The sequence below is a fragment of the Bradyrhizobium sp. Ses1 genome, from assembly GCF_059512365.1.
Genome location: NZ_JCAMOQ010000005.1, coordinates 155115 through 167045 on the forward strand (window position 1 = coordinate 155115; position 11931 = coordinate 167045).

Sequence of the window (11931 nt, forward strand, 5' to 3'; positions counted from 1 at the left end):
GGCAGAAGGGCGGCTGATCCCTTTTTTGAGCATGATCTTTCGGGAAAGCGGCTTCCGGTTTTCTGGACCATGCATAGGAACCCTCGATGACGACAGAACCAGTGGCGGCAGAAGCGGTGGCGGCGGAGACCGGACGCGATTTCATTCGCGACATCGTCCAGGCTGACCTCGCGTCAAAGACGCACAGCCACGTCGTGACGCGCTTCCCGCCGGAGCCGAACGGCTACCTGCACATCGGCCACGCCAAGTCGATCGCGCTTAACTTCGGCATCGCGCAGGAGTTTCCCGGCCACTGCAACCTGCGCTTCGACGACACCAATCCGACCAAGGAGGAGCAGGAATATATCGACTCGATCCAGGCCGACGTGCGCTGGCTCGGCTACGACTGGGGCGATAACCTCTATTTCGCCTCCGACTATTTCGAGCGCCTCTACGAATGGGCCGAGGAACTGATCAAGCAGGGCGATGCCTATGTCGACGACCAGAGCCAGGAGGAGATTCGCCTCGCGCGCGGCACGCTGACCGAGCCCGGCAAGAACTCGCCCTATCGCGACCGCTCGGTAGAGGAGAACCTCGACCTGTTCCGCCGCATGAAGGCCGGCGAGTTCCCGAACGGCGCGCGCGTGCTGCGGGCCAAGATCGACATGGCCTCGGGCAATATCAACATGCGCGATCCGGTGCTCTACCGGATCCTGCACGCGCACCATCCGCGCACCGGCGACACATGGTCGATCTATCCGAGCTATGACTATGCCCACGGGCAGTCGGACGCGATCGAGGGCGTCACGCACTCGATCTGCACGCTCGAATTCGAGGATCATCGCCCGCTCTATGAATGGCTGCTCGACAAGCTGCCGGTGCCGTCCAAGCCCAGGCAGTACGAATTTGCGCGCCTGAACCTGACCTACACGCTGCTCTCCAAGCGCGTGCTGACCCAGCTCGTGCGCGAGGGACATGTCGCCGGCTGGGACGATCCCCGCATGCCCACGATTGCAGGCTTGAAGCGGCGCGGCGTGCCGCCAGCGGCGATCCGCGAGTTCATCAAGCGGATCGGCGTGGCCAAGTCCAACAGCGTCGTCGACGTCGGCATGCTGGAGTTCTGCATCCGCGAGGAGCTGAACCGCACCGCGCTCCGGCGCATGGCGGTGCTGCGGCCGCTCAAGGTCGTGATCGAGAACTATCCGGAAGGGCAGGTCGAGGAGATCGAGGCGATTAATCATCCCGATGATCCTTCGGCAGGCACCCGCAAGATTGCCTTTGGCCGCGAGCTCTATATCGAGCGCGACGACTTCATGGAGAACCCGCCGAAGAAATTCTTCCGCCTCTCGCCGGGAACCGAAGTGCGGCTACGCTACGCCTATTTCATCAAGTGCACCGGCGTCATCAAGAACGACGCCGGTGAGGTCGTCGAGCTGCGCTGCACCTATGATCCCGCGACCAAGGGCGGCAACGCCCCCGACGGGCGCAAGGTGAAGGCGACCATGCACTGGCTGCCGGCGGCGCAGTCGAAACCGGCCGAGATCCGCATCTACAACCAGCTCTTCGCGACGCCCAGTCCGGACGCCGGCAACTTCGCCGCCGACCTTAATCCGCAGTCGCTGGAAGTGCTGACGGACGCGCGCATCGAGCCGGCGATCGCCGAGAGCAATTCGAACGAGGTAATGCAGTTCGAGCGCCAGGGCTATTTCGTGCGCGATGCCGACTCGACGTCGGACAAGATGGTGTTCAACCGCACCATTGGACTCCGCGATACCTTCGCCAAGGAAGTCGGCGGCAAGAGCTAGCGGCGGGCGAGATGCAGGGCGAAGCCGAGGAGATCGTCTCCGCCATCATGGCAAAATGGTCGGCCGGCTTCAGCAGGCTGGATGCCGCAGCACTCGCTTCGCTCTATTCGGAGCGCGCGTTCTTCTTCGGCTCCAATCCGACGCTCTATCGCGGCAGGGAAGGGGTTGAGGCCTACTTCAACGGCCTGCCGCGATGGCGCTCGCCGACCGTTCAGTTCTCTGACGTGCGCGCGGCGCAGGTCAGCCCTGATCTCATCAACATGGCTGGCACCGCGTCGTTCTTTCTGGGCGAGAGTGATCCGACGCTCTCAGTCAAGATCACCTGGGTCATCGTTCGTGAAGACGGCGACTGGAAAATCGCCAGCCATCACGTTTCATCGAAGACGCCGCTGATTGACCAATAGGCCGGTCACCCGGGCGGTCGTCGCTAGATGTCGTAATAGAGGTGGAACTCGTACGGATGCGGGCGTAGCCGGATTGGATCGACCTCTTTCTTCCGCTTGTAGTCGAGCCAGGTTTCGATCACGTCGGCGGTAAAGACGTCTCCACGGAGCAGGAAGGCGTGATCGCGCTCGAGCGCGTCGAGGGCCTGGTCCAGCGATCCGGGCGTCGACTTCACATCCTTCGCCTCGGCGGGCGGCAGGTCGTAAAGATTCTTGTCGATCGGGCTGCCCGGGTCGATCCGGTTGTTGATGCCGTCAAGGCCGGCCATCAGCATCGCGGAGAAAGCCAGATAGGGATTGCACGAAGGATCCGGCGAGCGGAACTCGACGCGCTTGGCCTTCGGATTCGGCGAATACATCGGAATGCGGCAGCAGGCCGAGCGGTTGCGCTGGGAGTAGACCAGGTTGATCGGGGCCTCATAGCCCGGCACCAGGCGCCGATAGGAGTTCGTGGTGGGCGCGCAAAGCCCGCACAGCGCCCAGGCGTGGGTCAGGAGACCGCCGATATAGTAGCGGGCAAGCTGGCTCAGCTCGGCATAGTCGCCCCTGTCGTAGAACAGATTGGTCTCGCCCTTCCATAGCGACTGGTGAACGTGCATCCCTGAGGCGTTGTCCTCGAACAGCGGTTTGGGCATGAACGTCGCGGTCATGCCATGCTGCTTCGCGGTGTTCTTCACCACGTATTTGTAGATCATCAGATTGTCCGCCATGCGCGTCAGCGTGGTGAAGCGCATGTCGATCTCGTTCTGGCCGCCGGTCGCGACTTCATGGTGATGGGCTTCGATCTGGATGCCGAGTTCTTCCATCGTCAGCACCATTTCGGCGCGGAGATCCTGCATGCTGTCGGTGGGGGGAACGGGAAAGTATCCTTCTTTCGGGCGCGGCTTGTGGCCCAGATTCGGCACTTCCTCCTTGCCCGTGTTCCAACTGCCTTCACCGGAATCGATTTCGTGGAAGGCGTAATTGATGCCCTGTCCGTAGCGGACGTCGTCGAACACAAAGAACTCGGCCTCCGGACCGAAGTAGCTCGTATCGGCGCGCCCGGTGCCCTTCAGATGGGTCTCGGCCTTCTGCGCGATGTAGCGAGCATCGCGGCTATAGGATTGACCGGTCACGGGGTCGCGGATGTTGCAGATCAGGACCAGCGTCGATGCCAGCGAATACGGGTCGAGGAAAGCCGTGGTCGGATCCGCGACGACAAGCATGTCGCTTTCCTGGATTTCCTGAAAGCCGCGGATCGATGAGCCGTCGAAGCCAATGCCCTCGCTGAGAGCATCGATACTCGCCGCGCTCGGCGGGACGGAAAAATGCTGCCACACCCCCGGCAGGTCGGTGAAGCGCAGATCGATCATCTGCACCTTCTCATCGGTGATCGCCTTCACGAGATCTTCGGCTGTCGTACATCTGGGAAACATGGCTTCGCTCCTGTCATGGAGAGCCGGTCACTAGAGATCATGTTGTCGCTCCGCCGCGCGTTAAAGCGGCTTGCGACGAATCCTGCGCCACGTTCGCGGTTCCCGCACCGGAGCGTCAGCTTTGGTGCGGCCCGCGCATCAGCTTCATGGCGTCTTCGATATGCCGCCAGGTCTTGGCGAGTTCGACCTCGCCCTTTGCCTCGAGCTCGATGGCATTCTGCGCAGCTTCCGCAATGGCCTTGGCACCATGTGCTTCCAAGAGCTGCCGCGCATAATCGTGGATTTCGATTTCTCGCATGGCGTCATGCTCCTCTCGTTCTGGACGCAACCTTGAATTCCGGTCGGGCCGAGAGCCGTAGACGTTGACACCTGATTGAGCGCAGCAGTTTGCATCCTGCTGCGGCGCACTTGCAAGCGTGCTTTCCGGGTGATGGGCGGCGGGAGGCGGCTCCGGAACACGGAGAGCCGCAACACAACGCAGGTCAGGCGGGATGTCTTTCCGGCGCCGCGCCGCGTGACCATATGCATGGGAGAGGGGAGGTGAGCGTCATGCGCATTCAACACTGGCAGGACGTTGCCAGCTTGTTGGTGGGTGTGTGGCTGGTCGGGTCGCCGTTTGCCCTGGGCTTCGGCGGAGCGGCCGTCTGGATCACCATCGCGCTTGGGTTGGCTGTCATCCTGTTTGCCGTCGAGGCATTTGTCATTCCGTCCTATCTGGAGGAATGGGGAGAGATGCTGCTCGGACTGGCTCTGCTCTTGGCGCCGTGGACGGTCGGCTACGAGCAGGTCTCGGCGACGGTAAGCAGCGTGCTGTCGGGCATGCTGGTGATCCTCTTGGCCGGCTGGGAGCTGCTGACGGATCGTGATTTCACCGCCTGGTGGCACGATCGCTGGCATCACCGCGCCGGCTGAGAAGGCGGGTTTGGCCGAGCCATCGGTCCGACCGCTACGCGGTAGCGGCCGGCGCGAGGGGATTGTTGCGGCAGAGGTGTCGACCCGCTCCTGCCGGATGTTGGATTCCCCCGCCACAGGGCTTGGTAGCCCCGCGGCAAGGGCTATTGGGCGTCACGATGCGGTTCGCGGTTCGACCTGCTCCCAGATGCTGGTCTTGTTCGTTTCCGGCATCAGGAAAACGGCGAGCACGAAGCAGATCGCAGGAACTAGGATCGGATAGATCAGCGCGTAGCCAACGCTGCCAGTGGCGGCGAAAGCCGCGGAGGTGATGAACGGCACCAAGCCGCCGCCCCAGCCATTGCCGATGTGATACGGCACCGACACCGACGTGTACCGGATTCTGCTGGGGAAGAACTCCGCCAGGAACGCACCGACCGGCCCGTACACCATCCCGACGTAACAGACGAGGACGAAGATGATGAAGATTGCGATCGGATAGTTGATGTTTCCGGGCTGCGTGACCGTTCCGAGCCACAGATACAGCGGATAATAGGTGATCGCGGCAAGCAGCATGCCTCCCAGGATCACCGGTTTGCGGCCGATCAGGTCCGACAGCCAGCCAAAGAAGATCAGGCTCGGCGTCGCAAGTAGCAGCGCAGCCCCGACGATGTACGACGAGGTCAGCGCGTCCACCTTGGAGACTTGCTGCAGGAAGTACAGCGCCCAGAACTGACCGCTGTACCACACCACGCCCTGTCCGATCAGGACGATGATGGCGATTCCGATGTATTTGATGTTCGAGCTGAGGAACGCCTCCTTCCAGGGATTCCTGGTCATCTGCCCGCGGGCCTTGATCTCCTGGAAGATCGGCGTCTCCTGGAGCTGGAGGCGGATGTAGATGGCGATGGCCACCAGCAGGAATGACAGCAGGAACGGAACGCGCCATCCCCATTCGTTGAAGGCCTGATCGCCGAAATAGATCCGGGTCAGAATGATCACGGCCAGCGACACCACGATCCCGAGCGTCGGCGAGGTCTGGAGCCAGCCTGTGTAGTAGCCGCGTCTGTCGTCGGGCACATGCTCGGCAACATAGGTGATGGCGCCGCCATACTCGCCACCGAGGCACAGGCCCTGGATCATGCGCAGCCCGAACAGCACGAACGCTGCGGTGAGACCGATCGACTGGTAAGTCGGGATCAGGCCGATCGCGCCCGTTCCCAGTCCCATTCCGGTGAGCGTGATGAGGAACGTGTACTTGCGGCCGACTCGGTCGCCCATCCATCCGAAGAGGAATGCTCCGAGTGGACGGATCAGGAATCCTGCAGTGAATAGGGCGATCGTGCTCAGCAGGGCTGCGACGGGGTGGGATTGTTCGAAGAACTTGACCGACAGAACGGCGGCCAGGCTGCCAAAGATATAGAAGTCATACCATTCGATGATGTTTCCGACCGACGCGGCAACGATCACCCGGCGAAAATCGCTCGGTACTTGAATTGCCATGTGCTGCTCCTTTGGTTCAAAGGCTTCTCCTCGCGTTTTTCAGCGCTCTGTTCGCTCGCGGAGTGCGCGTGATGCGTGACGCTACAGGCCTGATTTGCGAGTTGCGTCGGCAACGCCGGTCTCAGGGAAGCCTTGAACCACCTGAGAAGGGCTCCAGCGGTCTTCGAACCGCGAGCCACCACTGCCTCTTTCCCATCTGTCCGGGTGGAGGCGTAACGGTACTCTAATCCTCAATGGGACTGTGGCCTTATGAGACTTTCGGCTCAATCGGGCTTGGAGCGCTAAGATCGGAAACGCGCCGGCAGCGCGTTCTTTCCTCCGTATTCCGCATCTGTTCCGCTATCCCGCGGATACCCGGTTCCGGTAGCTTTGTTGAAGCAGGAATACTCCAGGGCGCAGGATGTCGGACGAGGGCAGGACGCCGGGCGGCAGGCGCGGCTATGCCGGCACCTGGCCGCCCCGCGAGGCGGTGGCGCCGGCGGGTGGGTATGCCCCGATCGGCGTCGGCGCCTGGCCGCCAATCGTCGAGACGTTGCGTCAGTGGATCCGGGCGGAAGCGGGCGCCGGACGGCTTCTGCCCTGGGTGCCGGTCGCGTTCGGCTGCGGCATCGCGCTTTACTTCGCCGCCGACCATGAGCCAGTGCTGTCGGTCGCGGTCATCGTCGCCATCGCGCTATGCGCTGTCGCGTTCCTGCTCAGGCGGCGGCAGGCGTTCGCTGCCGCCGTCATCATTGCCGCCGTTGCGACGGGTTTTGCGGTTGCCACCTGGCGCACCGCGCGGGTCGCACATGGCGTGCTGGCGCGGCCGATGTTTTCGGTGTCGCTCACCGGATTTGTCGAGACACGTGACATCCGCGAGCGTACCGACCGTTTCGTGCTGCGCGTCGCGAGCATCGAAAGCCAGCGCGGCGCGCCGAAGCTCGAGCGTGTCAGGCTGTCGGTGAAGAAGGGCACTGCCCCTGAAGTCGGCGGCTTCGTCGAATTGAAGGCACGGCTGCAGCCGCCGCTCGCTCCCTTACGGCCCGGCAGCTACGATTTCAGCCGCGATCTCTATTTCCAGGGCATCGGCGCCTCCGGTTTCGTTCTCGGCGCGATCAAGACGACGGCGTCGCCGGAAGGCCGCGGATTTGCGCTGCGCTATGCGGCGTTCATGCAAGGCATGCGCGATGCGATCGATGCGCGGATCCGCAACGTGCTCGAAGGCGACAATCGCGCGATCGCGACCGCACTCCTGACCGGCCGGCGCGATGCGATCTCCGAGCCGGTGAATGATGCGATGTTCATCTCGGGGCTCGGCCACGTGCTCTCGATCTCGGGCTATCACATGGCGGTGGTCGCGGGCGTGGTCTTCTTCGCAGTCCGCGCCTTGCTCGCACTGTTCCCGGTGCTCACCGTGGGCTTTCCGATCAAGAAATGGTCCGCCGCGGCGGCGCTGGTCGCTGCCGCCTTCTATCTGCTGCTGTCGGGAGCGGAGGTCGCGACGCAGCGCTCGTTCTTCATGACCGCGGTGGTGCTGATCGCCGTCATGGTCGACCGCCGCGCGGTGACGTTCCGGACGCTCGCAGTCGCGGCCATGATTGTGCTCGCGATCGCGCCGGAAGCGCTGGTTCACCCCAGTTTCCAGATGTCTTTTGCGGCGACCCTCGGGCTGGTGGCGCTGGTGCAGATTGGCATGCCGCATCTGTTTGCCGCGCCCGATCATTCCGCGACCGCGCGGATCGCGCTGTGGGGCGGGCGCGAGATTGCGATGCTGCTGCTGGCCTCGCTGGTAGCGGGACTGGCGACCACGCCCTATGCCGCCTTTCACTTCCATCGGGTGGCGCCCTTCGGCGTGCTTGCCAATCTGGCGGCGATGCCGGTGGTGTCGGCGCTGGTGATGCCGGCCGGGCTCCTCGGCTTGCTGGCGATGCCGTTCGGTTTCGACGGCGTGTTCTGGGCGATCATGGGCAGCGGCATCGACTGGATGATCGTGGTTGCGCAATGGGTCGCCGCGCTGCCGGGCGCAGTCGGCCACGTCAGTGCGTTCGGGATCGGCCCGCTGATCGCCGCGAGCCTGGGCGTCATCCTGCTCGGGCTGTTGCGCACGCCGCTGCGCTTCGCCGGCGCGGCGGTGCTTCTCATTGCGGTGGTCTGGGCGGTGAGGGCGCCGCAACCCGACATCCTGATTTCCGGCGACGGCCGCAATGTCGCCGTTCGCGGCGGTGACGGGCGGTTGCACCTGATGCGCACCGCGAAGGACGCGTTTCTCGCCAAGGAGTGGCTTGCCGCGGATGCCGATGCTCGCACTGCAAGCGACCCGTCGCTCACGGAGGGCGTCTCATGCGATGAGGGCGGCTGCGTGACCCCGGCCGCGGGCGGCGCGTTCGTTGCGCTCACGCAGCGATCCGAGGCGCTCGCGGACGATTGCGAACGGGCGGTGCTGATCGTGACCGCACGGCCGGTGCCACAAGGCTGTGCGGCGGCGGTCATCGATGCCGAGCGCCTGCGGCGGCAGGGCGGGCTGGCGCTGCGGCGGAACCGGAACGGCTTCGTCATCGATGCGGTCAAGCCTGCCGGCCTCGACCGGCCGTGGTCGCCTGCGGTGTCAGGCGAAGGCGAACCCGAGACCACGATCCGGATCCAAGGGGCACCCGCGCCGCGCGCCATCGATGCGACCCCGTCCGAGTCCGACCTGCAGCCGGAAGACTGAGCGCTCCCGTCAATCTCCACCGGCGTTGGCCGGCAGCTCGAAGGCGCCGAGCCGAAATTCGTCCGGACCGCCCGAATGCGACGGCACTTGCACGAGCGTGAAACTCGCATCCGGAAATCGCTCCCAGATCGCGAGATCTTCCGCTGCGACGGTGAGCCAGCCGAACCTGAACATGTATCGGCCGGGCTGGGCCACCCGTCCGGCTTTTTGCCATGTGATCTTGGTGACCACCGATCATGCCCCTTGCGAATAGTTCAACAAAAAATCGCATGCGCCCCCGGATGGCCTCCGGGGCCGCTCGAAATACTTTGCTTTTCACCCGCGGCAACGTCCCGCCGGCCGAGACCGGCGGCGCACGCTGCCCGAAGCTCTCAGCCGATGAACAGCGGGTTCGGCGCGGGGCGCTGGTCGACCGCCTTCGGTGCCGGCTCTGCAACATGATGCGTCACTGGCAATTGCAGCACGGTCGCTCGCTGCCCTTCGCAGAGCTGGGTCACCAGCACATGGCTGCCATCGGGGAATTCGATCGCGTCGTGATGACGATCCCGAATATGCGCATCGATCTGGTTGAACTTGCCGACACGGAAGCCGGTCGTCTTGGTCCAGATCCAGCGATTGTCGTAGCGGACGTTATCGGCGAACGCGAGTTCGGTCCCGGGAAGCATGCAGACTGCGACCGTCGGATCGCTTTCCGAAGCGAAGCCGCGGGTCGAAGTGCCGCGGAAGGTGGTGGTGATAAGCGTCTCTCCAACTTGGGCGGGACGCGTCGCCACGGCATGCAGGCTATAGTCACACATCGGATTGCTCCTCATTCGAGATAGCCGACCCGTGCCTGGGAAGAGGCGCAGGCCTCTATCAGAGTGGACGATAACTTATAAGCCTCTGCTCCGTTCTTGGCATTTGTACGGCCCGCGCCCTCTAGCCGTTCACAAACACGATAGGAGGCGCTGCCGCACATCTCCTTGCACCGAGAGTGCCCCGGCGAACTTACCGGGGCTCTTATTCTAATCACTCTAAATCGTTCTTGTCAGTGTCCTTGAGGGCAGATCACCCACCAAAGTACCAGACGAGCTGCTGCGTCCTCGTCGGCTCAGTACTTGCGATAAAGCCCGATCAGCTTGCCCTGGATCCGCACCCGGTTCGGCGGCAGGATGCGGACTTCGTAGGCCGCATTGGCAGGCTCAAGCGCGATTGACGCGCCGCGGCGACGGAAGCGCTTCAGCGTCGCTTCCTCCTCATCGATCAGCGCCACCACGATGTCGCCGGTGTTGGCGGTGTCGTTACGCTGGATCAGCGCCATGTCGCCGTCGAGGATGCCGGCCTCGACCATGGAATCGCCGCGCACCTCGAGCGCATAATGCTCGCCGGAGCCGAGCATGTCGGGCGGCACGCTGATGGTGTGGCTGCGGGTCTGCAGCGCCTCGATCGGCGTACCCGCCGCGATCCGGCCCATCACGGGAACGGCGACGGGACGGTTGCCATCGTCTTCGGCCACGGCCGCGCTGGTCGTGCGCTTGCCGAGCGTGCCCTCGATGACGCTCGGCGTGAAGCCGCGGCGGCCGTTGCCGGCAGCGGAGAGCTCAGGCAGTTTGATCACCTCGATCGCGCGGGCGCGGTTCGGCAGGCGGCGGATGAAGCCCCGTTCCTCCAGCGCCGTGATCAGGCGGTGGATGCCGGACTTCGAGCGCAGGTCGAGCGCGTCCTTCATCTCGTCGAAGGAAGGAGGCACGCCGGCCTCTTTCAGCCGTTCGTTGATGAAACGCAGAAGTTCATACTGTTTGCGCGTAAGCATCGCGAGCATTCCCCCGGTTGGTAGCGTCGTTCGATCCGAGACTTGAGAAGAGCTGATCTCGGGAGTCACGCACTCCCATTCGTAGACAGCGAGTTTCGAAACAAATCATGAACGGACACTATATGTTCGATATGTGTTCCGCAACCACTTAATTTCTGGTGAACGCGACCAGAGATGCTCCGGCAGATGCTGGTCGCAGCGTCATTCGGGCAATCGGAGGATGTCGCAAGGCGCGCCTTTTGCTGCGGCTGGCGCGAATGGCGGACGGATCACAAGTGCCTGCGCCGCAGTGAGATTCCCAAGCAGCGAACTGTCTTGCTTGGTGACCGGCGTTGCGATCAGCGTGCCGTCGTCGCGCTCTTCGAGTAGCGCACGAAGATAATCTTCGCGCTGATCGTTGGCGGCGAGATCGCGGCCGAGCAGGGCGCTTTCCGTCACGTGATGAATCGCCGAGCGGCCGAGCAGGGCCCGAATCAACGGCACCAGGAACAGATAGGCGCAGACATAGGACGACACCGGATTGCCGGGCAGGCCGATCACTCGCATCGCGCCGAGCCGGCCATGCATCATCGGCTTGCCCGGCCGCATCGCGATCTTCCAGAACGCCATGGTCACGCCCTCGGCCTCAAGCGACGGCTTCACGAGGTCATGGTCGCCGACCGAGGCGCCGCCGGTGGTGATGAGGATGTCGGCGCCCGCGGCATGCGCGCGGCGGATGCCGTCAGTGGTGGCGGCAACCGTGTCGGCGGCGACCCCCAGATCGATCGCTTCAGCGCCTTCCGCACGCGCCATCGCCCGCAGCGCATAGCCGTTGGAATAGACGATCTGGCCTGGACCCGGAGAGGTGCCCGGCATCACGAGTTCGTCGCCGGTCGCGAGCACGGCGACCTTGGGTCGGCGCCGCACGGGGAGTTCCGGATAGTTCATCGACGCCGCCAGCGACAGCGCGCGGTCGGTCAGCCGGCTTCCGCGCCTGAGCAGCACGTCACCCTCGCGGAAATCGACGCCGGCGGGCCGGATATGCCGCCCGGCGACAGCGGCCTCGGTGATGGTGATGTGATCGCCATCGACCTGGGCGTCCTCCTGGATCACGACCGCATCGGCGCCGGCGGGAATGACGCCTCCGGTGAAGATCCGTGCCGCTTCCCGCGGACCAAGTTCCCGACCGAACGGCCGGCCCGCGGCGACTTCGCCGATCACCTTCAGCCGCGCGCTCAAGTCGGCGGCGTCGGCGGATCGCACCGCATAGCCATCCATCGCCGACATCGCGAGTGGCGGCTGAGTACGTTTTGCCGCGACGTCACGGGCAAGCGTGCGGTGATAGGCGGCATCGAGCGCGACCATCTCTTCCGGCAATGGTTCCGCGCCGGCGAGGACCGCGGCAAGCGCATCGGCGACCGGCATCAGTGCCACG

General features: G+C 64.0%; 11 protein-coding genes. 4 read left to right on the forward strand and 7 right to left on the reverse strand.

Features of this window, described 5'->3' with window-relative positions; genetic code table 11:
* Positions 1-86: 86 nt before the first annotated feature.
* Positions 87-1784, forward strand: coding sequence for a glutamine--tRNA ligase/YqeY domain fusion protein (locus AC5ZG5_RS09040; RefSeq protein ID WP_456642372.1), 1698 nt, complete (start codon positions 87-89; stop codon positions 1782-1784).
* 11 nt (positions 1785-1795) lie between these two features.
* Positions 1796-2188, forward strand: coding sequence for a YybH family protein (locus tag AC5ZG5_RS09045; RefSeq protein ID WP_130229556.1), 393 nt, complete (start codon positions 1796-1798; stop codon positions 2186-2188).
* A 23-nt stretch (positions 2189-2211) separates the two neighbouring features.
* Here the strand turns inward: AC5ZG5_RS09045 and glnA are convergent, their stop codons facing one another.
* Positions 2212-3642, reverse strand: a complete 1431-nt coding sequence (gene glnA, locus AC5ZG5_RS09050; protein ID WP_028162741.1) for a type I glutamate--ammonia ligase — start codon at positions 3640-3642, stop codon at positions 2212-2214.
* A 115-nt stretch (positions 3643-3757) separates the two neighbouring features.
* Positions 3758-3940, reverse strand: a complete 183-nt coding sequence (locus AC5ZG5_RS09055) for a hypothetical protein (protein ID WP_028162740.1) — start codon at positions 3938-3940, stop codon at positions 3758-3760.
* A gap of 251 nt (positions 3941-4191) precedes the next feature.
* Between AC5ZG5_RS09055 and AC5ZG5_RS09060 the strand changes: the two genes are divergently transcribed.
* A complete protein-coding gene (locus AC5ZG5_RS09060; RefSeq protein WP_063623362.1) occupies positions 4192-4554 on the forward strand; it encodes an SPW repeat domain-containing protein in 363 nt (120 codons plus the stop codon).
* Positions 4555-4707: 153 nt separating this feature from the next.
* Here the strand turns inward: AC5ZG5_RS09060 and AC5ZG5_RS09065 are convergent, their stop codons facing one another.
* Positions 4708-6036, reverse strand: a complete 1329-nt coding sequence (locus AC5ZG5_RS09065; protein ID WP_456642373.1) for an MFS transporter — start codon at positions 6034-6036, stop codon at positions 4708-4710.
* A gap of 400 nt (positions 6037-6436) precedes the next feature.
* On the opposite strand from AC5ZG5_RS09065, the gene AC5ZG5_RS09070 reads away from it, so the two are divergent.
* Complete coding sequence (locus AC5ZG5_RS09070) at positions 6437-8725, forward strand: ComEC/Rec2 family competence protein (protein ID WP_456642374.1); 2289 nt, start codon at positions 6437-6439, stop codon at positions 8723-8725.
* Positions 8726-8734: 9 nt separating this feature from the next.
* Here the strand turns inward: AC5ZG5_RS09070 and AC5ZG5_RS09075 are convergent, their stop codons facing one another.
* The 4 genes from AC5ZG5_RS09075 to AC5ZG5_RS09090 form a co-directional block, all read right to left on the reverse strand.
* Complete coding sequence (locus tag AC5ZG5_RS09075; RefSeq protein WP_028162736.1) at positions 8735-8956, reverse strand: hypothetical protein; 222 nt, start codon at positions 8954-8956, stop codon at positions 8735-8737.
* 140 nt (positions 8957-9096) lie between these two features.
* Positions 9097-9522, reverse strand: a complete 426-nt coding sequence (locus AC5ZG5_RS09080) for a hypothetical protein (RefSeq protein WP_456642375.1) — start codon at positions 9520-9522, stop codon at positions 9097-9099.
* Positions 9523-9815: 293 nt separating this feature from the next.
* A complete protein-coding gene (lexA, locus tag AC5ZG5_RS09085) occupies positions 9816-10517 on the reverse strand; it encodes a transcriptional repressor LexA (protein WP_028162734.1) in 702 nt (233 codons plus the stop codon).
* Positions 10518-10718: 201 nt separating this feature from the next.
* The gene (locus tag AC5ZG5_RS09090; protein ID WP_456642376.1) at positions 10719-11930 is read right to left on the reverse strand and encodes a molybdopterin molybdotransferase MoeA; all 1212 of its coding nucleotides are present in this window, start codon (positions 11928-11930) and stop codon (positions 10719-10721) included.
* Between the last annotated feature and the right edge of the window lies 1 nt (position 11931).